This is a genomic window from Myxococcus sp. AB056, assembly GCF_006547365.1.
In the GTDB taxonomy this organism is placed as follows: Bacteria; Myxococcota; Myxococcia; order Myxococcales; family Myxococcaceae; genus Myxococcus; species Myxococcus virescens.
In genome coordinates this window covers 31,899-56,874 of sequence record NZ_VHLB01000048.1, presented here as the reverse complement: position 1 = coordinate 56,874, position 24,976 = coordinate 31,899, and the positions used below count along the sequence as shown (strand labels likewise).

The 24,976-nt window shown below is 70.8% G+C and carries 13 protein-coding genes; 4 read left to right on the top strand and 9 right to left on the bottom strand.

Going from position 1 to position 24,976, the window contains the following annotated elements:
- Positions 1 to 82 precede the first annotated feature (82 nt).
- From FMP39_RS21305 to FMP39_RS21295, 3 genes are all read left to right on the top strand, one after another.
- Positions 83 to 1,429: a trypsin-like peptidase domain-containing protein gene (locus tag FMP39_RS21305; RefSeq protein ID WP_141592129.1), complete on the top strand. Its 1,347-nt coding sequence runs from the start codon at positions 83 to 85 to the stop codon at positions 1,427 to 1,429.
- A 68-nt stretch (positions 1,430 to 1,497) separates the two neighbouring features.
- Positions 1,498 to 3,696: a PEGA domain-containing protein gene (locus FMP39_RS21300; RefSeq protein WP_141592128.1), complete on the top strand. Its 2,199-nt coding sequence runs from the start codon at positions 1,498 to 1,500 to the stop codon at positions 3,694 to 3,696.
- A gap of 84 nt (positions 3,697 to 3,780) precedes the next feature.
- The gene (locus FMP39_RS21295) at positions 3,781 to 5,040 is read left to right on the top strand and encodes a trans-acting enoyl reductase family protein (protein ID WP_141592127.1); all 1,260 of its coding nucleotides are present in this window, start codon (positions 3,781 to 3,783) and stop codon (positions 5,038 to 5,040) included.
- A 27-nt stretch (positions 5,041 to 5,067) separates the two neighbouring features.
- On the opposite strand, the gene FMP39_RS21290 is transcribed toward FMP39_RS21295, so the two are convergent.
- On the bottom strand, positions 5,068 to 6,363 hold the full coding sequence (locus FMP39_RS21290) for a general secretion pathway protein GspE (protein WP_141592126.1): 1,296 nt from the start codon (positions 6,361 to 6,363) through the stop codon (positions 5,068 to 5,070).
- Between the two features lie 65 nt (positions 6,364 to 6,428).
- Entirely contained in the window at positions 6,429 to 6,815 is a 387-nt protein-coding gene (locus tag FMP39_RS21285; RefSeq protein WP_141592125.1) for a VOC family protein, read from the bottom strand.
- A gap of 12 nt (positions 6,816 to 6,827) precedes the next feature.
- Between FMP39_RS21285 and FMP39_RS21280 the strand changes: the two genes are divergently transcribed.
- Positions 6,828 to 8,216 (top strand): DUF4388 domain-containing protein, encoded by a 1,389-nt coding sequence (locus FMP39_RS21280; protein ID WP_141592142.1) that lies wholly within the window; start codon positions 6,828 to 6,830, stop codon positions 8,214 to 8,216.
- A gap of 8 nt (positions 8,217 to 8,224) precedes the next feature.
- Here FMP39_RS21280 and FMP39_RS21275 read toward each other — a convergent pair whose 3' ends face one another.
- The 7 genes from FMP39_RS21275 to FMP39_RS21245 form a co-directional block, all read right to left on the bottom strand.
- Complete coding sequence (locus FMP39_RS21275) at positions 8,225 to 11,320, bottom strand: MYXO-CTERM sorting domain-containing protein (protein ID WP_141592124.1); 3,096 nt, start codon at positions 11,318 to 11,320, stop codon at positions 8,225 to 8,227.
- Between the two features lie 9 nt (positions 11,321 to 11,329).
- Complete coding sequence (locus tag FMP39_RS21270) at positions 11,330 to 14,926, bottom strand: flagellar motor protein (RefSeq protein WP_141592123.1); 3,597 nt, start codon at positions 14,924 to 14,926, stop codon at positions 11,330 to 11,332.
- Positions 14,923 to 16,824, bottom strand: coding sequence for a hypothetical protein (locus tag FMP39_RS21265; protein ID WP_141592122.1), 1,902 nt, complete (start codon positions 16,822 to 16,824; stop codon positions 14,923 to 14,925). The genes FMP39_RS21270 and FMP39_RS21265 overlap by 4 nt, the downstream gene beginning before the upstream one ends.
- A 36-nt stretch (positions 16,825 to 16,860) precedes the next feature.
- On the bottom strand, positions 16,861 to 18,522 hold the full coding sequence (locus FMP39_RS21260; RefSeq protein WP_228558188.1) for a hypothetical protein: 1,662 nt from the start codon (positions 18,520 to 18,522) through the stop codon (positions 16,861 to 16,863).
- Between the two features lie 248 nt (positions 18,523 to 18,770).
- Positions 18,771 to 19,733, bottom strand: coding sequence for a FecR domain-containing protein (locus FMP39_RS21255; protein WP_141592121.1), 963 nt, complete (start codon positions 19,731 to 19,733; stop codon positions 18,771 to 18,773).
- 39 nt (positions 19,734 to 19,772) lie between these two features.
- Complete coding sequence (locus FMP39_RS21250) at positions 19,773 to 21,620, bottom strand: sensor histidine kinase (protein ID WP_141592120.1); 1,848 nt, start codon at positions 21,618 to 21,620, stop codon at positions 19,773 to 19,775.
- Positions 21,617 to 24,946, bottom strand: a complete 3,330-nt coding sequence (locus tag FMP39_RS21245) for a response regulator (RefSeq protein WP_141592119.1) — start codon at positions 24,944 to 24,946, stop codon at positions 21,617 to 21,619. Before FMP39_RS21245 ends, FMP39_RS21250 begins: the two co-directional genes overlap by 4 nt.
- Between the last annotated feature and the right edge of the window lie 30 nt (positions 24,947 to 24,976).

Sequence of the window (24,976 nt, the reverse complement as noted above, 5' to 3'; positions counted from 1 at the left end):
GGGGGCCCGGGTAGGCTGCGGCCTTCCCAACAGTCAGAATGTCCTTCGCTCGACAATCCCTGGCGGTGCACGGAGGGTTGGAATGAAGCACGCAGTCATGAGGTGGAGCCTGCTGGTGGTGGCCCTGCTGACCTCGGGCACGGCGAACGCTGACCTGGCGCGGCGGCGAGACGCCATCGTCGAGGTCGTGCAGAAGGTCTCCCCCGCCGTCGTCTACATCGGCACCGAACAGGAGGTGGAGTCGCGCTTCCGTGGACGCCGTTCTCCCCTGGAGGAGTTCTTCGGTGGCATGGGCGCGGAGCCGGAGCGTCAGAGAATCTCCGGCCTGGGCAGCGGCGCCATCATCGACCCCAGCGGCATCATCGTCACCAATGACCACGTCATCCGGGGCGCGTCCGCCATCCACGTCATCCTGGCGGATGGCCGCTCGTTCGAAGCGGAGGTCATCGGCAGCGACGCGGCGAACGACCTGGCGGTGCTCAAGGTCAATGCCAAGGAGGCCCTCCCCATCGCGAAGCTGGGCACCAGCTCCGACCTGATGATTGGCGAGACGGTGGTCGCCATCGGCAGCCCGTTCGGCCTGAGCAAGACGGTCACCGCGGGCGTCGTCTCCGCGGTGGGCCGCACCTTCCGCGCCGACAACCGCGTCTACAACGACTTCGTGCAGACGGACGCCGCCATCAACCCGGGCAACTCGGGCGGCCCGCTGCTCAACGTGGATGGGGAAATCATCGGAATCAACACCGCCATCTTCGGCGGCGGCGCGCAGGGCATCGGCTTCGCGATTCCGGCCGACAAGGTGCGCCGCATCGTCGACGAGCTGACCCGCTTCGGGAAGGTGCGCCCGGCGTGGGTGGGCATCGATACGGCCGACCTGCCGGTCCGCGTCGCCCGGCAGCTCGGGTGGGACCGGGCCTATGGCGCGCTGGTGACGGCGGTGGAGGCAGGGAGTCCGGCCGCGGAGGCGGGAGTGAAGCGCGGGGACGTGGTGGCGGAGCTGGGCGGCTCGCGCATCCAGGACGCCGAGGACTTCGACACCCGCGTGCGCGGCTACCCTGCCCGCTCCGCCTTCCCGGTGGTGCTCTTCCGCGACGGCGGCCTGCGCACCGTTCAGGTGACGCCGGTGGAGTTCCCCGCTCGCATGGTCGAGGGGCTGGCGTGGGAGCGGCTGGGACTCCGCGTAAAGGAGATTCGCGGCGGCCTGGCCGTGTCCGGCGTGCGTCAGGGCTCGGCGGCGGCGGACATCGGGCTGGAGCCCGGAGACATCATCCTCCGTGTGAACAACCAGCCCGTGACGACGAACGACGCCTTCCGGGAGGCCCTGCTCACCGCGCGACGGGGACGTAGCGTCCTGTTGCTCGTGCGGCGGGGGCGCTACGGCTACCACGTGACGCTGCCCTTCGAACGGGAAGCAGGCTACCGGCTGTAGCTGCCGGGAAAGGGAGACGGGCTCCCCGTATTTCAGGACCCGCGTGACTCGCACTAACATGCGGTGTCATGAGTTCCGTCCGTTACCAATCCCTTGGTCCCCTGCTGGCCGGGGAAGGCTCACGCGCCTTCCTCGGACTCGCCCTGGAGGACGGCGCGTCTCCCCGTCCCGTGGTGCTCATCTGGGCACCGCAAGATGTCGTGCAGAACCCCGAGCTGAAGGCGACCTTGCGTCGCGAGACAGCTCGCGCGCTCGTCTTCGAGCATCCGCACATCCTCCGTGTCCACGCCTTGGCCGAGCAGGATGGCGGACTGGCCCGTGTCACCGAGTTCGCCGACGGCGAGCCCCTGCGTCGCCTGTTGGAGGCCCACCCCCGCCTGCCGCCGCACTTCGCGGCGCTCGTCGTGGCGGATGCCGCCGTGGGTCTGCACTACGCGCACGTCGCGGGCAATGACGACGGCACGCCCTTCGTGCACGGTGACGTCCGGCCCGAGACGCTGATGATCTCCTTCGGCGGTCTGACGAAGGTGACGGGCTACGGCGCGCTCGGCGTGGCTCCGCGTGAGCGCGGCGGCAAGCGCGTGAAGAACCGGCGTTTGTACAGCGCGCCCGAGCAGCTCCTCGGTGGACGCGAGGCGGTCAACGTCCAGTCGGACGTGTTCCTCCTGGGACTCGTGCTGCACGAGTGCCTCTCCGGGAAGATTCCCTTCAAGGATGCGGCGGACCCGGACAAGGCCGTGCTCACGCGCTCGCTGCCGCCCATGGCGCAGGACGTGCCGCTGAAGTTGGACGCGGTGCTGCGCCGGGCGACGGCGAAGCGGGCCAAGGAGCGGTATCCGACGGCGCTCGCGTTCCGCGAGGCCGTGGTCGAGGCCGTCGGCTCGCTGCCCACGCATGCGGAGTTCTCGGAGTTCCTGTCGAAGTACTTCCCGCCCGAGAGCGAGGCTCGCGCGACGCGGCGGCGAGTGATTGAAACGGGCATCGCCGAGGTGATGCAGAAGGCGGGCATCTCTCCGCCCGCCGTGGCGGAGTTCCTCGCGCGCGGCGCCCTGCCCCCGGGCTTGATGCCCGCGAAGTGGCCGGAGTTGCCGGGACAGTTGCATGCCTCCGGCTCGCCCGATGGTTCGGGGGCGCAGGCTGGGAGTGGATCGGCGGCCGGTGGCAACGCGCAGGCGGCATCGGCTGCGGGCAGCGCTGGGCAGTCCGGCTCTGGTTCGGTGGGGGCCCAGACGCAGTCCGGTGCGGGTGGCCAGGCGCAGGCTGGCGCGCAGGCCCACTCCGGCGCGGGCGCACAGACTCAGTCCAGTGCAGGTGGCCAGTCACAGGCGGGCGCAAGCGCACAGGCCCACTCCGGCGCGGGCGCACAGCATCAGTCCGGCGCAAGCACTCAGGCCCATTCAGGCTCAGGCGCACAGGCGCAGTCCGGCGCGGGCGCTCCTGCGCAGGCTGGTGCAGGCGCACAGGCGCAGTCCGGCGCGGGCGCTCCTTCCCAGGCTGGCGCACAGGCCCACTCCGGCGCGGGCGCACAGCATCAGTCGGGCGCAGGCACTCAGGCGCATCCCAGCGCCACGGGCCCGGGGGCCGCAGCAGGGGCCACTGTGTCCACCGGCCCGACGGGCACGGGCGCACACGCGGCCCCCACGACGCCTCCTGCCGCGCAGAAGCCGTCACGTAGCTGGATGGCCTTCGTGGGCGTTGGACTGGCGCTCACGGTGGGCGCGGGGGCCGTCGTGCTCAGCCGGCTGCCCTCCAACATCGAGTCCGAGCTCGAGGACGCGGGCGTCACCGACGCCCTGCCCGTCGACGCCGGCGTGACGTTGGATGCGGGCCCCGCGGACGCCGGCATTCCCATGGGCACGCTGGACGTCACCGTGGACCCGCGCGTGGAGGTCTCGATTCCTGGCCAGTACCTGGGCCGCACGCCGGTCTCCGCGGCCGTGCCCGCGGGCCGTCACGTGCTGACGCTCAGCAACCCGGTGCTCGGCATCCAGACGACACGGGTCATCAACGTGCCTGCGGGTGGCCGTTCCTCGCAGCAGATCTTCCTCAACAAGGGATTCGCGAACGTACGCGCCCCGGAGGGCGCCATCGTCACGGTGGATGGTCGGCTCATCGGTGCCGCGCCCATCGAGGAACTGGACCTGTACGAAGGCACGCACCAGCTCCTGGTCATCGTGAACAACTCCCGGTGGCAGAAGACGTTCAAGGTGGAGCCGGGCCAGCGCGTCACCTTCGACGTCAACTTCGAGAACCCCGAAGAGGAGTAACCGGGGTAGCAATCTCCGCGGCGTGAACACTCGTTTCACGCCGCGGTTGCGGTGCTTTCGGGGCGCGACCAGACTCCCGCGCCCATGAACACCTCCGCCACGGAGTTCGACATCATCGCCTGGGGCGCCACCGGCTTCACCGGGCGACTGGTCGCCGAATATCTCGCCAGGACCCAGGACAGCCACCGCGCACGGTGGGCTCTGGCGGGACGCGACCTCGGCAAGCTGGAGAAGGTCCGGCAGGGGCTGGCGGCGATTGCGCCCTCCTCCGCGGAGCTACCGCTGCTCGTCGCGGATGCACGCGACGCCGCGTCGCTGGATGCCCTGGTCCCTCGCACCCGCGTGGTCTGCACCACGGTGGGCCCCTACGCACGTTACGGCAGCGAGCTCGTCGCGGCGTGTGTTCGGGCCGGCGTCAGCTACTGCGACCTGACGGGTGAAGTGCAGTGGATGCGGCGAATGATTGACGCCCACCACGAGCAGGCGCGGCAGAGCGGCGCACGCATCGTCCACACCTGTGGCTTCGACTCGATTCCGTCAGACCTGGGCGTGTTGATGATGCAGGAGCACATGCGGGAGCGACACGGCGGCCACCTGGACGCCGTCCGCCTCTACATGGGTCCCATGCGCGGAGGCGCCAGCGGTGGCACGGCCGCGAGCATGGTGCAGGCGATGGAAGAAGCCTCAACGGACCGCTCGGTGCGGCGAATCATGGCCCACCCGCATGCGCTGGACCCCGTCCCAGGCCGCTGGAGGCCCGAGTCCAAGGACGCGCTGGGCATCCACTACAGCCAGGAGCTGGGCCAGTGGACCGGCCCGTTCTTCATGGCGACCGTGAACACGCGCGTCGTCCGGCGCAGCAACGCGCTGCTCGGTCACCCGTGGGGAGAGAACTTCCGGTACGCGGAGGTCGCCAGCTATGGCGCCGGGCCCAAGGGCCTGCTGCGCGCCACGGGCGTCACCGCGGGCCTGGGAGGCGTCGTCGCCGCGATGCAGGTGAAGCCCCTGCGCACGCTGCTGGAGAAGAAGGTCCTGCCCGCGCCGGGTGAAGGCCCGTCACCGGAGGCCCGGGAGAAAGGCTTCTTCGTCACGCAGCTTCGCGGCGAAGGCACCTCCCCCCGCACGGGCAAGCAGGTGCGGCTGAAGGGCAAGGTGGCGGCGCAGGGAGATCCGGGCTACGCGGCCACGTCCCGGATGCTCGCCGAGTCCGCGCTGTGCCTCGCCTTCGACGACAATCCGACGACGGGCGGCGTGCTCACGCCAGCCTCCGCCATGGGCATGCGACTGGTGGAGCGGCTGCGCCGCGCGGGCATGACGTTCCAGGTGGAGGAGCTGTCCACCTGAGCCATTCCGCCGCGAGCGCGCGACGTCCTACGCGCTCTTGCGGCGCCGCATCATCGCCTCGTACGAGCGGCCCACGCTCTGCGAGAGGATGAGCAGCTCACCCACGTCGGGCGGAGTGAGCTGGTCCGGGCCGTTGTCCACGTAGAGCAGGTGCACGACCTTGCCGCGCACCAGCAGCGGGAGGATGACGGCCGTCTTCGGGAACCCGTCCCCCAGCAGCTTGTAGAACACGCCCATGGCCGCATCACGGCGAACGGGCCCGATGTAGTGCGAGCGCGTGTCCCGCACGAGCCGGAAGGTGCTCTGCTCCCGAAGCGGCACACCGATACGGCGCACCACCGCGTCGCGAACCCCCACCCCCATGCCGTGCCAGCCCGTCACGAGGCTGCCCTGCACCGACAGCAGCAGGTTCCGCTTCCACTTGCCCAGCGCGAAGCGCAGCACCGTGCGCGCCACGTCCTCGCGGTCCGAGCTGCGCGCCAGCTCCGCCTGTGCTTCCGCGAAGGTCAGCGGCGTCGGCGGCGGCTCCGGCGCGCGCGGCACCTCCACAGGCGGTGGCGTACCGCCCAGCTCGGGCGCCGGGGGCGGCACGGGCGGCTGAACCCTCTGCGGTGGAACAGCGATGGCCTGAGGTGGCGGCGGCGGAGCCACGGGCACCTGCGGCCGGACAGTCGCCGGCGGAGGCTCGGGCGCGGCCTCGAGCACCTCCACGCCGGTGATGATCTCCTCCTCGCCCATGTCCCCGTCGTAGTCGGCGCCGCCGCGCAGGGCGGAGGCGTAGACGGACTGGAACTCCTCCTCGCTCATCAAGTCTGGCGGCGTCTCCGCGGCCTTGGCCAGCTCGGCCTGCGAGCCCGCCGAGGGACGCGGCCGCACCGCGTTCATGTCGATGGCGCGCAGCGGCCGGAACGCCTTGCAGTAACGGCGCAGCAGTTGGTTCATCCGGAACTCGGGGATGACCACCGGCACCACGCGCTTGCCCGTCTTGAAGGCAATCGCGTCCAGCGTCGAGAAGTCGTGCGGGTTCACGACGGCGATGCTCAGCCGCGTCGCGTCCACCCGCATGGGCAGGTACTCCTTGTCGTCCGCATGGTTCGAGGAGACCAGCTCCATCGCCTTGGGGTCCGGAACCATCTCCCCGGACGCGAACGCGCTGTTGTGGACCTTGCCCAGCGCCTTCGCCAGGTCCACCTCCGACAGCAGGCCCAGCTCCACCAGGTTCGTTCCCAGCCGCCCGCCATGCACCACCTGGGCCTCGAGCGCTTCCTCGAGTCCCTCGGCGGTGACGAGACCATCCTTCAGGAGCTGCTCACCCAGGCGCATGGGGCCGCTTGTAGCCGTGCCCCGTCCCGCTCCGCAAGCACACCCGCACCCGTGGGACGGTGCGTCTAGTCCTCCGGGTGATGACTGAGCGCCACGCGGTTGCCTTCGGGGTCCCGGACGTACACCGACCACCGCGTCTCATGCTCCAGCGGCACACCCGCGCGGGTGAAGGTGTCGACCACGCCCGCCCGAGCGGCCTTCGGAATCCGGAACGCCAGCATCAAGAGGCCCGGCGCCTCGTGGCGGAACGGCGTGGAGACGGGCTCGCCGCCCGCCGCCTCGATAGCCAGGAAGCCGCCCCCAGGCACGCCCACCCAGATGCTCCGCAAGGAGCCGTCCGGGCGGAGATGACGGGTCAACTCCGGAAAGCCCAGCAGGTCTCTGTAGAAGCCGGTGACACACTCGATGTCCCGCGCCTGGATGGCCACGTGGTGGAAGCCCTGAACGTCCATGACGCGGATGCTATGGTCTGCGCGCCCATGGCGCGACTGCTCATCGTCGAAGACAACCACGAGCTGGCCTCCCTCATCGTCGCCCTGGCGCAAAGCCGGGGACACGACGCGAAAGCCGCGGCCACTGGAGAGGCCGCGCTAGAGACGCTCGGCCCCGGACAACACTGGGACGCGGCCCTGGTGGACCTGCTGCTCCCGGACATCCGGGGCAGCGAGGTGCTGGCCGCCCTGCGTGCCCATGGCATCCCCGCCATCGCCGTCAGCGGTGTGTACAAAGGGGACCGTTTCGCCCAGGAGGCCGTGCAGGTCCACGGCGCCCGGACCTTCTTCGAGAAACCGTTCGAGCTCATCACCGTCATGGAGGCCCTGGAGCAGGCCGGTGGCGTTGCTCCTCAACCCCGCGCTCCCCCGCCCATCGCGGAGAGCGTGCTGCTGGACGAGCTGCTCGATACCGAGGACCTCATCGTGCTGGAAGAGTTCCCCCCTGAGCCCAGCGACGCCGCCGAGCCCCTGCAGGTCGTCCCCAGTACCGACCCGTTGCCAGAGCCCGCGGACACGGAGCACGCCCTCCCCCTGCCCTTCGGCCGGCGCGAGCAGGTCTGGAGCGAAAGCACCGCGCCTTCGACTCCGCCGCCGCCCAAGCGCGCACTGCCCGACTGGTCCCTGGGCGGCGTCCTGGAGGACGCCACCGTCGCGCGGCTGCTCAACGCCTATTACGAGGCCCGCCACCACGGCGAGCTGAAGCTTCAGCAGGGCCAGGTGCTCAAGGTCGTCTACTTCGAGTCCGGCCGCGTCGTGTACGCCGCGTCCAACCTCGCCGCCGAGCGCTTCGGCCGCTTCTGCATCCGCCAGGGTGTGCTGCCCGAGGCCCGGCTCGCCGAGGTCGCCGCCTTCGCGAAGGAGCACGGCCTGCGCACCGGCGAGGCCATGCTGCGCATGGGCCTGATGGACGCGGCCCAGCGAGCGCAACTGCTGGTGGAGCAGGTGAAGGAGATCATCTGGTCCACCTTCACGTGGAAGGAAGGCGGCTACGGCTTCAGTGCCATGCGCCCCCGCCGCACGGACCTGGTGAAGCTGTCCGTCTTCCCCGGTGACCTGGTGCTGGAGGGCGTGGCGAAGACGGAGACGCTGGTGACGCTGCGTCGGCACATGCCGCGCTCGCGCCGGCTGTTCCCCACCGCCGACGCGCCCTATGGCCTGCACGAGCTGAAGCTCGAAGGGGCCCAGGCCCTGGTGCTGGCATATGCGGACGGCAGCAAGACGGTGGAGGACCTGCTCGCCCTCACCGACCTGCCGGAGCGGCAGACGCTGGCCACGCTGCGGGGACTGGAGCTCCTCGGTGTACTGGAGGAGAGGCCCGACACGCCGAGCCGCCGTCACCGCATCAGCTTCGGGCTGTAACCACCGCCCTACTTCCGGCGGCGCAGCACCCGCGCCAGCGCCGCCAGCCCGAAGACGGCCGCGCCCGAACCCCCTCCCGAGCAGCCGCATCCCGACGTCGGAGGCGGCACCGCGGCATCCCCCGAAACGGGCACGCCGTTGAGGGTCATCTCCCCGCCCAGCCGTGGCGTGGACAGCAGCGGCGAGCGGCCCACGTACGTCAGCGTCTGCGTGCCCTGCGCGGGCAGCCGGATGTCCTCCACCCGGAAGCCACCGTCCACCGCCCGCGCCTCCACCGCGACGCCGTCCAGCTTCACGCTGCCGGGCACCCACTCCAGCCCGTCCACGTTCTCCAGGTAGTGGAGGCCGCCGACCTCGCAATCGGAGGTGTTGCGCAGCTCCACCACCACGCCCACCAGCCCCTTCTCCGACGCCGTGGGCGACTCCATCGCGTGACGCACGTCCACGAAGCGCTCGGAGGTAATCGGCAGCACGTAATCCGTGGTCGCGGTGTTGCTGCCGCCCGCGTCGGCGAGGACGCGCAGGGTGATGGCCTGACCCACCAGCGCCTCCAGCCCTGTCTCTTGCGTGCTCACCGTGACGCTCGGGCCCGCCAGGGAGACCTCTGACAGCGCGGGCCCCGCCACCTGGGACCAGGAGATGGCCACGTCGCCGCAGGCATTCGCCGGAATCGTCTGCGTCAGGGTGGCGCTCGCGCCTTCGCCACAGCGTGCCACCAGGGCCCCGGCTTCGAGCGCTCCCAGCCGCGCCGGCAGGGGCTGGTTGGGAATCTCCACCTGGGCACGCCCGCCCTCTCGCACCGGCCCCTCACTGTCGTCGAAGAGCTCGCCGCGCACGCGGTAGGACTCGAGGGTGCAGGAGCGCGGGAGCGCGGGGCGCCACGTCCCGGGTACCGGCACCACCGCTGAATCCAGTGCCTCGCCGCCCAGTGTCTCCAGGAACATCCGCGCCTTCAGCGTGCGCACGTCCACGCAGTTCAGCGACGTGTCCAGGGCGATGTCCACGTCCCCTTCGCCCGACGGCACCACGCCCAGCTCCAGGCTGCCCGTGGCCACGTCCTCCAAGGAAGGCTCCACCCGAACGCGGAGCTCGGCGTCAGCGCTGTCCTGCGTGCCACCGCCGGCGACGGGAATGCGATTCCTGGCGGTGAGGGCCAGCGTCCCGTGCGCGCACTCCGCGGCCTCGACGCGCAGGCGCTCACTCGACACCGGCGAGTGCAACGTGACGGCCGTTCCGTCCGCGGTCCTCACCGTGACACCGTCGGGAATGCCCGAACCGGAAGCGCTCAGCCGCCACTCCGTGTCCACGGTCGGCAATCCGGACGTCCCCTCGCAGGTGTGCAGCGCATCGGGGACCACGTCCACGCTGGCCCCTGGGCCCGACGTGAGCGTCCGCTCCGAGCCCGAGGCGAAGGGCACCAGCGGCCGGCCCCAGGGCGCGACGTCCACGGTGAAGATGGCGGCGGCGCTGGACGTCAGGCCGCCTTCATCCACGCCACGGACCTCGTACGCGTAGCTGGTACCCGACTCCTGGCACAGCACCTCCGGCGGCGTGAAGGTCGCCTGGGCGCCGCCATCGGTGGAGAGCAGCGGTGCGCCCGACTGTCCTGAGACGGGAGACCAGACGTAGCGCACCGCCGGACAGGCCTCGCTCGCCGGCTGCGCGGTGAACACCCGCGACGCGCCCGACGCGGTGGTCGACTCCCGTGAGGGCAACACCGTGGGCTGCGCGGGCCCTTTGGTGTTCACCACCCGGTAGGCCACCGTGGCCTGCACGTCGTGGGACGCGAGCCCGTCCGAGGCGTAGACCCGCAGGAACCCCTCTTCGTCCTTGCAGACGGGCCGCTGCGGAACGAGCGTCACGTCGAGCTGGTCGGGGTGCTCCACGATGTTGACGCCAACCAGGTCGCCGCCCGGCGTTGACGATGCATCCACCGACACGCGCACCGCATCGGAGTCGGCGTCGGTGGCGGAGAACCGAGCCGTCGCCGTCCCCGTTTCGTTCACCACGATGGGCGAGGGCCCCACGTCCAGCACGGGGGCGTTGGCGTTGACGTACGTCACGACGTTGAAGCTCGGCTGGTCCAGGATGAACAGGCAGAACGAGGAGCCGATGCACGACACCTCGAGCGGCGTCGCCTGCGAAGCGCCCGGAAGCGCCGAGCCCTCGAAGACCGGGTGGACCCGCCACTGAGTCCCCGCGTTGTCCGCGCTGCTCGCGGGCACGGCCCCCAGCACCACGGGCTCCCCGCTGGGATCCACGCCCACCGCGAGGCCAAAGCCTTCGCCATGGACGCTGCCGTTGCCCGTGTTCACGTCCACCGAGGTGATGCTGACGTCGCTCATGCCGTCGGGCAACATCACGGCGGAGAAGGTCGTCCCGGCCGGGTCCAACTGTCCGCGGAACAGGCCGTCCGAATTGCCGAACAACGCGATGGGATGCGGTCCGCTTCCAGCGAAGAGGTCCACCGTGCGCGGGGATTTGCTGGTCAGGTGCGACGGCACGACCATCTGCGCCTGACGCCTGTCCCGCGTGTACCAGAGGAACTCCGTCCGGGTGACACCGGTGACACTGAAGAGCGCATGGGGCGCGCCATCCGAAGTCTCCACCACGCCCAGCACGTCCGTGGAGGACAAGAGGCCCGCGCCGGCACTCAGCAACGTCCAGGGCGTGGGGCCTGCGAGCCCCGCTGATGCCGTCAGCAGTGAGAGTCCACCGTCAGAGAGGGCCACCGCGGCATAGCCCGTACCAGACGGGGTGTGCTTCACCCGCCGGATACCCACCACGGTGTTCACCGGGTCCGGGGGGATGATGTTTCCAGCCGCACGGCAGTTCTGGTGACTGATGACGTCACCCGGGCGCACGACGACGGCGAAGCAGCCCATCGGAGACAAGAACGTGCCGAAGACGTCGCTGTGCAGGAAGACGGCGGACTGGATGCCGTTCTCGAACAGCTCCGTCTGCGTCGAGGTGCTCACCGAGTAGATGCCCGGAGCGAAGACGTCCACACTGCGGGCGATGCCCGGCACCTCATTCACGTCCCAGTCGGCGCGTGCCGCGGTGGCAACACCCAGGCAGAGGCTGATGATGACGAGGGGACGCACGGATTGCTCCTAGTAGGCCACTTCGGCTCGCAGGTAGAGCCGGTCCTGATTGTCCGACGAGTCGGGGGACAAACCCAAGCCGCTGAAGCCCAGGAGTGTGTACCCGGTGGCCAAGCGCAGCCGTTCATCGACCCGATAGGCGACTTCCGCACGGAGCGCGGTCAGCCGCTCGCCCTCGGGAGACGCCGTCCGCCGTGCCAGCTCTGCCCCCAGCTCCAGACCGCCCACGATTCGCACCGCGGGACGGAGGGTGCCCGTCCACACCCAACTCCCCGAGTCCTCCGCCCGGGTGTGCCCCGCATGCAGGCCCGCCGCCACGGAGAGCCGGTCGCCCAGGCGCACCGCTGGCAAGAGAGAGAGGGTCTGCAAGGCCCGGTCTCCAAAGGCGGACCGGACGCCGGGCAACAGCTCGCGGGTGATGCCGTAACGCGCCACCACCAGCCAGGGCCCCGGCCGCCACGCCACCGCGGCGTAGCCTTCCACCATCCGCGTCTCCAGCACGTCCGCGTTGACGGTGCGCGCGAAGTCCACCCGCCCGGAGGCCGTCACGTCCTCCAGCAACTGCGCCTGCGCGGCCAGCGCCACCACCGCTTGCACCCGGTCCACCGAGGTGGCCGCGCCTCGCTCCGGCGTGCCCTCCTCCCGGCGAAGCTCCACACGCCCGTCCAGCCGCAAGCGCGCCAGGACGAGCTGCCCGAAGACACCGCCCGCCTCGCGCCGCAGCGGGCTGTCCACGTCCAACAGGCTGCGCACGCCGCGCTCGTAGCGCGCGCCCACGCTGAAACCGCCCGTCACCTGCTGCTGGAAGCCCACGGCGCGAGCCAGCCGCACAGCCGTCGCGTCGTGCGAGCCCACATCCTCCACGAAGAGCGCGGTGCCACTCTCCGGCAGCTCCGTGCGGGCGCCCGTCAGCGTCCGTCCCGCGCCGAAGTCAGGGCCGTCCACGTCGACGGAGTAACCGCCGTAGAACACGTCCTGCCCCCGCCGCGACTCGACGTTGGCCCACGCCCGGGGGCCCAGCTCCGGTCCCCAGCCTCCGAACACCCCAGCGCGCGTGGTCCGGTCCACCTCGACATCCACGCCCGCGGACGTGAAGGTGTCATCGAAGCGTCCGGGCCCTTCGCCATGCAGGGCCAGGGCCTGCCGGTGCGCTGCGCGAAGCTGAAGCCGCTCGAACACCCGCAGCGAGCCCGCCACGCCCGCGGAGGTGCGACCGCCGAAGAGCGTGGGCCCCACGCCCGCCACCCGCGCCGCGTTCAACCGCGAGTCACGGACCTCCGCACGCACGCCCCAGCGCGCCTCTTCCCAACCCACACCCGCGGCCAGGACGCGAGCGGAGAACGGGCTGTCCACGAACGGCTCACGCGGATCGGCCGAGCTCCGCTCGTCCGCCAGCAACGTCAACCGGAGCCGGCCCAGCGGCTGGCTCACACGGATTGACGACTGCCGGAAGCGCGCCGCGTCGGTGTGTGCGCCATCGGAGAAGCCCCGCCCGCGCAGGCGGAACGCCGCGTTCACCGTGCCCTCGCCGTGAAGCCCGGGGCCTGAGAGCTGGAGACTCAGAGCCTCCGCGCCGGTGCCCACGTCCTGCCGGGGACGGATGAAGCTGAGGCCACCGTCATCCGAGACGCCGAAGAACGAAGCATCCACGGCGGTGCCACGGCTGGACGCGACTTCCGCCGCCATGCGGTAACCACCGAGCGCCGTGCTCGCGCGTCCCGTGTAGAGCGTGTACGGCCGTCCCTCCCGGCCCTCGCGTACCGCGCCCAGTCCCACCCGCGAGCCGCGCCACTCGCCCCACACCTCACCGCCCGCCGTGTCGCCCGCGTCCGCGATGCGCAGCGCGGCGTAGTCCACCACCAGCACCGGCTCGGGTGACTCCGTGGGCGCGCTGGTCCGCAGCCAGGCTTCGCCCGCGAGGAAGGAGAGCGGACGCGCCAGGAGGATACGGCCGGCGAAGTAGTCGATGTCGTAGTCGATGCCGCGAATGAGGTGCCGCTCGCCCAGCGGCAGGCCGGTGACGCCGTCCCGCAGCTCCACGCGCACCAGCTCGGACCCCTCCGCCACCGAGGCCGCGCCCAGGTAGTAGAGGCTTCCGCCCGTGGCGCGCAGCTCCTCGTGCGCGGGCACCGCGGACACCTGCCGCACCGGGTCCGTCAGGCTCCCGCCAAACGCCTTCACGCCCACGCGCGCCGCCTCCTCGCCGGCATGAATCTCCGCGTAGGGGCCGAAAAGCGGACGGTGATAACGGCCCACTTCACGGTCGTGAAGCTGCGCGCGGTAGGTGCCCAGGCCCGCGCGGCCGTGCTCCGCGTGGCGAGCCTCAAACCGAAGACGTGCCTCCGAGGCATTGGGCGTCAGTGACACCGAGTCGTCACCCCACTCCGCGGGCGCGAGGTCCGGGTCGGCGGCGCGGTCGAAGCGCTCCGGCATGCGCGGGCGGAGCCAGTCCGGCAGGCTGGCACCGTTCAGCGTGCGGCCATCCGTGTCGCGCAGGTCCAGCTCGCCCACCAGGTCCACCGCGCCCAGCCGGAGCTCCGCGTGAGCAGAGCCGCGTCCCCGCAACTGCACGTCGCCATTTCGCGGCGCATAGGTGGCCTCCAGGTCCAGCAGGCCCACGGCGAAGGGACGTACCGCGGCGACAATCTCCAGCGTCTCGTCACGAGGCGGAGCATCCGGCGGCGACAGCCGCACGGGCACCTGGTTGCGCCCCGGGGACAACACCACCGGGACATCCACACGGCCTTCGGGCCCCACCACGACTTCGCCCTCGGGCGTGCGGACGCGCGTCCCCACGGGCGCCTCGACCTGCACGCGGGAGGCGCCACTGGCCGCGGGCGCGTCACTGCCCGCGGGCAACTGGAGCGTGGCGAGGGGCAGCATCGGCCTGGGGGCCACCAACCAGCCGCCGTCACGCGGCACCACGTCCACGCGCTGGCGGTACAGGCGCACCGTGCCCTGGGCCCCCGTGGCGGTGATGGACAGCGGGTTCTCTCCCGCGACGAGCGGCACCTGCGCCTGCCATGCGCCCTTCTCGTCCACCTGGGCTGCCACACCCGACACGGTGACGGCGTCGCCCGCGGAGGCCTGTCCTGCGACACGGAAGCGCACGACGCCCTGCCCTGGCGCGACTTCCGCCATGGGCGGTGTCTTGGTGAATGAGAGCTGCACGGGCGCGGCTTCCACCGCGACGCTGCGCACGGCGAAGTCCTGGAGGACGACGGCGCCCCAGGGGACCTCGACCGTCGCCGCCTCCGGGCTGACCCGGCTGGAGACCGGCAACGAGCGCGTGTCCACCTTCAACCGCTGACGCCCTGGCCGCAGGTGCAGCCCACCCACCGAATCCGGCACGCGGGCATCGACGCCGGTGATGTGGAAGCGGCCCCGCGCGTCCGTGCGGACATCGCGGCCGGTGGTGAGCACCAACCGCACGTCGGGCAGGCCCGGCTCATCCGCGCCGCACAGCCCATCACCGTCCATGTCCTGGCACACCCGGCCCGCGATGGTGGAGGCCTGCGACGGAGTGTCCTGCGACAGCGCCTGCGCCCAGGTGCTCAGCGGCACCAGCATCGCGGCGGAGAACAGGCAGGCCAGCATTCGCATCATGGGCGCACCTCGGCCAACGCCGTGACGCCCGTGGCGACATCCGCGACGGAGACACTCACCGGTCCCGGCGCTCGCACGATGAAGGAGGTGCGCCCCTCCTCCACCCGCTCATCGGCTCGCTGACCACCCGTCAACGAGACGAACACCTCGCGCCCCGTCAGCACCTGCCCGTTCGCATCCTCCACCCAGTACGTCACCCGAGCCCCGCTCACCTCGAGCCGCACGTTCACCGGAATCTCAGGTTCCAGTCGCACGCGTTGGGACGTGGCGGACGACACCAGCGGGCGCTCCAACGGAAACACAGGCCCATCCGGGCCCAACACGTGAACCGTCCGCGTCAAGCCCGTCCACACGCCGTGCGAAATCTCCAACGTTCCCGCGCGCGCGGGCCCCAGGCGCACCGTGCCGTCCGTGCCCGTCGTCACCTCGCGGCCATCCACACGCAGCGGCTGGCCCGGCACCGGCAGACCCGCCAGGTCGGACACACCCGCGTACAGCTCGCCCGCGGCCCGCCACACGGTGATGCGCGCCGGCTCATTGCCCGAAGGCCCCCACGCGCGCGCACGCAGGTCCACTTCCGTCGCCGCACCCGTGGCCGGCGGAGCCCAGGCGCTGATGAAGGTCCCCGGCTGTCGCTCCTCCGTTGGAGCGAAGGTTCCCACAGGCGCGCTCAGCTCCACCGTCGCACCCGGCCGGGGACGGTCGAAGGCATCCCGCGCCGTCACCTCCACACGCGTGCGAGCCCCGTGGTGCACCAGCGCTTCACCCACTTCGAGGCGGGTCGTCGCGACGGGCCCCTGCACCAACTCCAGCGCCGGAGACTCGCGCGAGCCGGGCCCGCGCTGAGGCCACGCAACCTCGATGCGCTCGTCGTTCACCAACTTCCGCGGCGCGGTGTAACGCCACTCCAGCAGTCCTCCCGGCGCGCGCGTGGGGCCGCGCAAGGTGCCGTGGCGGACCTGCGTCGTGACGCGCGCATCGCCCACGGGCTGGCCCATGGCATCACTCGTCGCGCAGACCAGCCGGGCCTGGGACACGCCGTCCGAGGGGAGCCGCTGCGGCTGAAGCACACAGGCCAGGCCATCCGTGGGCGGCAGCCTCAGGTCGATGGGCATCCGCCGCACGTTGCCCACCTTGTCCACCACCCGCCCCTGCCCGATGCGATGTCCGGGCGGCACGATGATGGGCACCCGGAAGCGGCCGTCATGCCCGGCCACCGCCGGACCGAACGTCTGGCCCGCGATGTCGATGGCAATCTCCGCGTCGGGCTCCGTCGTTCCCGGCAGATTCACGGACGCGGCCAGCGGAACGAGCACGCGCCCGTAAGCCCCATGCACCGACTGCGGACTGGGCCACGCGGAGAAGGCCACCAGGATGGCCACTTCGGGGTAACGCGTGTCCGGCAGGACGTAGCGCGCGCGATACGTGCCGGGCCCCGTCCGCTCCAGCCCTTCCACGCGGCCCACGCTCACCCGCACCACGGGCGGCGCGCCGCTGTCATCCGCGGTGCCATCCGGCCGGACCAACTGGACGGTGAGCCGCGCTTCCGTGTCCTTGCCCTTCACGGGTGCGGGCGGCTCCAGCGCCAGCCGCACCTCGGCGGCCGGTGGCCCCAGCACGTAGCGCGCCTGGGCCGCCAGTCCATCCACGCTCGCGCGGACCACGACGTCACGCGCGCCCGGACGCGGCGTCACCACGAATGTGCGCAGCGGCGGCTCCGCGGTGTCCTCTCGCAGCTCCGCGCCGTCTGCCTGCACCGAAGGCTTTCCCATCGGAACCGGACGGCCCGCCGAATCCTTGCGGACGAGCGCCACGGGGAATCCATCCGGCGCCACGGCGGACGACGGCCCGAGTATCTCGAGCGTGTCCGCCCAGGCCGGGGCACACAGCAGCAACAATCCGAAGAGGAGAAACCGGTTCAGGGCCGCGTCAGTCTACAGGGCACGGTGGCTGTGCCGAAGCGCCTTCCGCATCCGCGCGCTCGGACGCAGCCAGCACGCCAGCAACAGGATCACCCCGGAAAGCGTCAACGGCCCGCCGCCCGTGCTACAGCCCCGAAGCGCTGTGTCATGCACCGGCCCTTCGGGCACGAAGGTCGCCGGCGACACCGCCGAGGACGAAGATGACACCGCCTTCAGCGCACGCCCCGGAATGACGCGGGCTCCCGTGGAGGTGTCCGCCACGGGCTGACACACGGCGGGGGGACCATAGACGCGCAGCCGGAAGGCACTGCCGGGCTTGCCGGAGATGAGCGCCGCCAGCGAGTTGTGCCCATCCAGCGGCGCGCGCGTGGCCACCAGCGGAACCCCCTGCTTGAAGCGAGACGGGTCCACCAGCTCGCGGCCGTTGATCCACACCCAGCCCGCGGTGGAGTCCTCGCCGTTGTAGCCGTTGTCCACGCACAACACGCCCTCCCCCGTGCCCGCGAACCCGAGCGCCACGCCGTTGGGCTGGCCACTGGTGCGCGCGACCTCCAGCGCCGCGAGCAGCGGCCAGGTACCGGGCCGCGCGCAGACCGCCTCGGGGGACGGCGTGTCCAGCGCCGCGAGCTTGCACCCGGGCTCATCATCCAACTTGAAGGTGAAGGCATGGACGTTGAAGTCGCCGTTCTCCGAGACGGTCCACACCACGCGCACCGTGCCATCCGCATCCACGCTCAGGTCGGTGAGGCTCTCGTTCTCCGGCGTCTCGGTGATGGCGTAGAGCGTCTCGGTGCTCAAGTCGTAGAGCAAGATGTCGAAGTCGTTCTTCACCGGGTCCCTGCGTTCGAAGGCGATCAGCGAGCCGCTGATGCTGGGATTCGCGTCCATGCCCGGCAGCGCCAGCCGCTGCTCCGTGCCGCCGTTCAGGGGCTTCCAGTAGATGTCCCGGTCCGTCACGCCATCGAAGGTCCGCGTGCTGGCGTAGACGGCGATGTCCCCGTTGGTGTCCGGCTGCGACTCCTCGCCCTCGCTGCCCGTCAGCGCCTGTGAGCTGAATCCGTAGGCGCTTCGCCGCGCCTGCCAGATGTCGCAACGCAGGCCCTGCTCGTCGCACTTGGCCCAGACCACCGTCGAGCCATCCGGCGACACCGCGGGCGCACGGTCCTGGAACGTGTCATCCGTGAGCCGGGTCAGCGTGCCCTGGTCCAGGTCATACACGGCAATCTCCGGCTGCGACGTCACGCCGGTGTAGCCGAAGTCCTGCCACGCCACCGTGCGGCCGCCAATCACCGCGGAGCGCCGGCTGCTTCCCGCCTCCGGTGCCAGCTCCCGCGGCGCCGCGTCCACGGCCACGTCGAACGTGTAGATGGCGCTCGACGTACTCACGCGCGTGAAGACGATGGTGCCGTCCGAGATGTCCGACACGAAGTCGAACGCGCCCCCATTGGGGATGGCCGCATCCGCGGAGGTCCGCAGGTCGTGGTAGCGAATCTCGCTCGTGCCGCGGGACTCGTTCGTATAGGCCACCAGCGGTCCGCTGACGTGCGGGTCCGTCTGGTCACCCGGGCCGCCGGCCACCACGTGCAGGGTGCCCGTCAGGGTGCGGAGCTCCGGTGTGGAGGCGAAGGCGAGCGGGGAAGACAGGCAGCAACTCAGGGCCAGTGTCCGCAGCATCGGATAGGACCTCCCGGGGGTTCCGAAATGAAGACCCATGCCCCGCCCAAGGCGCAGTGGGCCCGGAACTTGTCCGGTGCTGACTTCCCACGGCGGTCACGGCCGGCCGGACTTCAGGCCCCGCGGCTTTGCGCACCTGGGCTTTCGCCCGGGATTGCCCTTGAACAGGAATGAATCCTCCCCGAAGTGTAGGGAGCCCCCTCGCCGTGGGTCAAGGCGAACACCCGCTCGCACCCATGGCTGCTGTGTCACTCGTCGCGCGGCTGATTCCAGATGTTCTCGGTATCCGTCTTGAGCGGTGGCGGCGTGGTGTCGACGACGACGTCCTTGCTGTCCTTCTGTTGCGTCCGCCCCACGCCATAGGCCTGGACATCGACGGTGTTGCGGCCTTCGCGAAGAACCACCTTTCGCTGGAAGTTTCCCTCCGCATCGGATTTGACGCTGACGCCATCCACCTCCACGCGGCTGCCCGGTGACGTCTGCCCGCGCACGACGAGCTCACGCTCGCGGCGGGTGCGCTCGGTGGGCCAGTCCACCTTGAGCAGGAGACTGGTGGGGATGGGTGACGGCTCCGACGGCGCCTGCCCCGGGCGGACGACGGCCTGCTGTCCCGCGCGGACGATGACGACCTTGCCCTGACCAAGCAGCGTCACCTCGCCTTCACGCGTCCCCACCGCCACGGTGCCGTCGCCGTTGTTGCTCATGGTGAAGGCACCGGCCTGCTGCAACGTGGCCTTGGCGTCCGCGTTCGCCGCCTTCACCTCGAAGGTGTGGCGCTGCCCCGGCCGCACGACGGCGGTGGCCATACCGCGCGAGAGAAGGATGCGGGACAGCGACTCGGTCAGCTCGTCCACGGAAATCTCCGTGCCCGGGTCCATGTGCACTTCCACCGCCTCGCCGCCAATCAGCATGGCGTACGAACCGTCATCGGTGCGCACGCGCTCATCCCGGCGCAGCGCCATGCCCACCGTGGCCTCGCGCCATGAGCCGTCCGTGTTCTGCACCTCCACCTTGCCGGACACCTGCGTGAGCTCCAGCACCAGCGGCTTCTGCGCCACGGGCGCCTCGACGACGGGGGGCGCGGCGGGAGGAAGCGGCGGCGGAGGTGGCGGGCGCAGGAAGACGAACCACCCCACTGGCAACGCCGCGAGAATCAGCACGAGGCCAATGAAGAAAGGCGCCTGACGGCGCGATGGGCGGGAATCAGCCATGGGCAGCCTCGTTAGCTATCACAGGCCCCCCAAGGGGCCTCACGCCTTCGGCAGCTTCACGGTGAAGCAACTGCCCTGCTCGACTTCCGAGCGGACTTCGATGCTCCCGCCCGCTTCCGTCACCACACGCCAGGCCACACTGAGCCCCAACCCCACGTTGGACCACACGTCCTTCGTCGTGAAGAAGGGCTCGAAGATGCGGGAGCGGACGTTGGGGGCAATCCCCTTCCCCGTGTCCTCCACCTCCAGGAAGCCGAAGCCGCCGACTTCGCCCGTGCGCAGGGTGAGCCGCTTCTCGGGTGAATTCAGCATCGCGGTGCGCGCGTTGGACACCAGCGCCAGCACCACCTGCGACAAGTGCCCCGGGTCGGCACGCACTCGCGCGAGCCCGTCTCCCAGCACGCTGGTGAGCGCCACGCCATCGCCGCGAAGCTGATGCTCCGTGAGGCTGAGCGCGTCACGCACCACCGCGTTGAGGTCCACCGGCCGCAGCTCCGCGCGCTCGCGCTGCTGGGAGAAGCGCAGCAGGTTCTGGGTGATTTCCTTGCAGCGCTTGGCGCTCTGCTCGATTTTCCGCAGCGACTCCAAATCCGGGTCGGCGGCGCTTCGGTCGAGCATCAGCAACTGCACGTTGCCGAGGATGCCCGCCAGCGGGTTGTTGATTTCGTGCGCCACGCCCGCGCCGAGCTGCCCCACCGCGGCCAGCTTCTGCGCCTCCACCAACTGCGCCTGGGCCGCCTTCAGGTCCGCGGTGGCCTCCTCCACGCGAACGCGCAAGTCGTCGTTCCAGCGCAGCATCCGGGCACGCGCCGCCTCCAGCTCCTCGCCCATGCGGTTGAAGGTGGTGGCCAGCTCGCTCAGTTCATCCTGGCCGGAAACTTTTAAGCGCGTGTCCAGCTCGCCACGCCCGTAGGCCTCCGCGCCGCGCACTACCTCCGCCAGCCGCACGTTGAGGCGGCGCGTGAAGAGGGCTCCCAGCCCGAGCAGCACCAGGAAGGTGGCGCCAATGGACAGCAGCACCGTGCGCCGCATGCCATGCACGGGCGCCAGCGCGGTGGACTCATCCACTTCCACCAGCACGTCGAAGCGCATGCCGTTGGGGACGCGCGCCACGCTGACCCGCCGGGCCGGTGACTCCACGCGGAAGCTGCGCACCAGCGCCGTCAGCGGCAGCGCCGGGGCCAGCAGGTGCGCGCTCAGCTCCGGCGCCAGTGCCTGCCCCCGGCGCTCCGACGCGGTGCTGGCGAGCACGCGCCGCTCCTCGTCCACCAGGTGGATGCGTCCCAGCCCTTCGCCCAGGCGCCTGCGCAGCACCGCCTCCAGCGGATGGAGCACGACCTCGGCGACGGCGAAGGGCGCGCCCTCGCCTTCCGCCAGCTTCACCGCCACGGCGACCGCCGAGCGCCCGTCGTCCGAGTGCACGTACGCGCTGCCCAGCGCCGCCTGGCCCTTGCCGCCGCCTCGCAGCGTCTGCACGGGAATGGAGCGCACCAGCCGGTCCAGGGACTCCAGGGAGAAGGCCGGGTGCCCGTCGATGGCCTGCGCACGGAAGACGGGCGCGCCCAGTGGACGGCCCTCCGAGTCCAGCTTCAGCACCGCGCTCACCGCGGGAGACTGGCCGTAAAGCAGCCGCAGCGCGCCCTGCGTCTCCGCGTCGCTCGCGGCCTGCCAGTCGATGAGCTCCGCCGAGCGGGCCAGCGCGTCCACCACCTCCATCATGGTGGCGCCCACGGACTCGGCGGTGGCGACCGCCTGCGCGCGCTGCTCCGCGTCGATTCGGGCGGCCAACTCGGCCTCGGCGCGCGAAAGCAACAGGAAACCGACCGCGGCCAGGGGAAGCACCGTCGCGGCGAGCATGAACAGGACGAGTTGCTGGTAGAGCCTCATCCGGCCACGGAGCGTACCACCCGCTCCTGGTCACTGCGCAGGAAGACGGAGCCCGCAATCGCCTTGGCGCGCTTCTTCATGTCCGCGGCGCGCCGCGCCAACTCCGCATGGTCCTGCGTTCCGTCCGTCATCACCGCCACCACGGACACGCTCATGATGGGGAACTGCCGCTTCTCCCCGTAGCGGTCCTCCGCCTCGATGTGGCCACGCTCCCGGTCCTGCCGGTCGTAGTAAAGCGGGATGATGCGGTCGAACGTCTCAATGGCCTTCTGGCAGATGCGGTCCACCGACTCCGGCGAGGTGATGAAGACGAAGTCGTCACCGGCCACGTGGCCCAGGAAGTCACCGGGCGCGCCGTCCTGCGCGAACACCTCGCGCATCAGGTCACCCGTCTGGCGCACCACGCCGTCCGCCTTCGCGAAGCCGTAGTAGTCGTTGTAGGCCTTGAGGTTGTCCAGGTCCAGGTAGCAGAAGGCGAAGGGCCGGCGCGCGGAGAGGCGCCGCTGCACCTCGCGCTCGATGGCGGTGGAGCCCGGGAGCTGCGTGGTGGGAGAGGCCGACAGCTCCTGCTCCTTGCGCCGCATCACGCTCTCCACGCGCGCGCCCAGCTCCAGCGCGTCGAAGGGCTTGGTGAGGTAGTCGTCACCGCCCAGCTTGAGCGCGCGCACCTTGGAGGACGTCTCCGCGCGGGCGGAGATGAAGATGACGGAGATGTGGCCACCGGCGCTCTCCGCCTTGATCTCCTCCAGGAAGACGAAGCCGTCGCCGTCCGGCAGCGTCACGTCCAGCAGCACGACGTCCGGCCGGCGCTCGCGCAGGGAGCGGCGTCCCTCCTCGATGGAGCCCGCCAGCGCCACGTCGAAGCCGATGTTCTCCAGCACCTCGCGGCAGATGGCGGCGATCTTCGCGTCGTCGTCCACCACCAGCACGCGGCCGTGCGCCGGGCCCTGGCGGCCGCGCACCAGCGAGTCCACCGTGGCCAGCAGCTTGTCCGGCGCCAACGGGCGCACCAGGAAGGCATCCGCGCCCGCGCGGAAGGCGCGCTGACGCTCGTCGAAGGCGGAGGACACCAGCAGCGGCGCGCGGCGCGTCTCCGGGTCGTGCCGGAGGATTTCCGCCAGCCGCAGCCCGTCCACGTCCGGCAGGCGCACGGACACCATCACCGTGTCGGGGGCATACCGGCGCGCGGCGGCGAGGCCGTCTTCCGCGTCGAAGGCCAGCCGCACGTCGTAGCCACGCCCGGTCATCAGCGCCTTCGCGATGAAGGCCACCTCGGGCTCGCCATCAATGATGAGCACCCGGCCGCGGCTCTCCTGCCGGCGCGGGAGCTGGATGGCGTCCGCCACGTCGTCGCCGCGGCGCAGCTCCGGCGGCGGCTCGGTAGGCAGCACCACCATGAAGCGCACGCCGTCCGTACACGGCTCGCACCAGATGCGGCCTCCGTGGGCCTCCACGATGTTGCGGCAGATGGCCAGCCCCAGGCCGGTGCCTCGCACGGTGCGGTTGGCCTTGGTGCGCGCCTGCTCGAAGCGGTCGAAGATGCGCTCCAGGCTCTCCTCCGCGATGGGGTCTCCGCTGTTCCAGCAGGACACCACCACGTAGCCCGGCAGGCTGGAGGTGGCGTGGATCTCCACCCGCACCTCCCCGCCCTCCGGGGTGAACTTCACCGCGTTGTTGAGCAGGTTGTTGAGCACCTGGTCCAAGCGGTTCGGGTCCGCCAGGACGCGCAGCGGATGGCGCGGCAACACGGGCTTCACCAGCACGCGCTTCTCGCCGAAGGCCGGGCCGTACTTCTCCACCACGCGCTGGACGAGCTCGTCGAGGTACGACACCTCGAAGTTCATCCGCAGCCGGCCCTTGGCGAACTTCGACAGGTCCAGCAGGTCGTCCACGATGGCGTTGAGCTTCTCCGTGGAGTCCCGCGCCAGCGACAGGTAGCGGCGCTGCCGCTCGTTGATGTCGCCGGCCATGAAGTTGAGCACCAGGTCCAGCGCGCCGGAGATGGACGTCAGCGGCGTGCGCAGCTCGTGGCTCACCATGGAGACGAACTCGTCCTTGCGCTCCTCCAACCGCTTCTGCTCGGTGATGTCGCGCAGCACCACGCACACGCCACGCAGCGTGTTCCGCGCGTCCGTCACGGGCGTCACCGTCGTCTGGACGTGCCGGTCGAAGAGCTTCACCTCCTCGCGCAGCACCTGCCCGCCGCCGTACTCCCAACCGCGCACCAGGTGGAAGGGCTGGAAGCCCAGGCGCTCCTCCATCAGCCGCGTCGTCTGCTCCTCGGGGTTCTCCCCCGCGTGCAGCAGCCGCCGCGCCGCCGGGTTCATCACCACGATGTCGTTCTTCTCGTCGGTGAGGACCACGCCGTCGGCCATGGACTCCACCATCCGCTCCATGCGGTGGCGGGCTTCCTCCTCCGCCGAGCGCAGGGATTGGATGGCGTCCGCCGTCTGGTTGGCGAGCACGTCCAGCAACACGCCGTCGTCCTCGGAGAAGGCGTCCGGCCTCTGGCTGAACAGCGACAGCATGCCCACCGGGCGACCACCGGCGACCAGGTTCACCGTGAGCTGGCTGGGGTACACCGACGGCGCCGCCGCGTCCTGGGTGGTGGTGCCCGCCACGCGGGTGATGACGCGGTCCTCGGGCAGCAGGAGACCGCTGCTCTTGCGGTACGCACCGAGCATGGACTCCTTCACGCCCAGCAGCGCCTTCTCCCCCACCATGCCCTGACAGCGCAGCCGCAGCGTCGCGCTGCGCGCCTCGTCCGGTGCGATGAGCGCCGCGCCACAGTCGTACGGCAGCACGCGCGCCACGGCGATGAGCACGCGGTCGATGATGTTGTCGTAGCTGGCCGGATCATTCGCGCTGGCGCGGCTGACCTCGTACAGGACGAAGAGCGCCTCTACGCGCTGGTGGAGCTGGCGGATCAGCCGCTCCTTGTCCTTGCGCAGCTGCGTGTACTCCACCGCGTTCTTCACGGTGATGAGCAGGTCGTTCACGTCCCAGGGCTTGGTGATGTACCGGTACACCTGCCCCTGGTTGATGGCCGCGATGATGTCGTCCGGGTGGGTGTACCCCGTGAGCAGCAGCGCGGTGACGTCGAAGCCCTCCGCGCGCGCGGTGGCCACCAGCTCGATGCCCGTCATCTCGGGCATCCGCTGGTCCGTGATGAGGACGTCCACCGGCTCCTTCCTCAGGATTTCCAGCGCGGCGGAACCGCTTCGGGCCGTGAGGACGCGGTACCGGCGCTGGAACATCCGCGTGAGGATGTCCAGGACGTCGGCCTCGTCGTCGACGAAGAGCAGCGTGTGGCGGAGCTCGGACAAAGCGGCCGAAGTGTACGTCGAGTTCGTCCC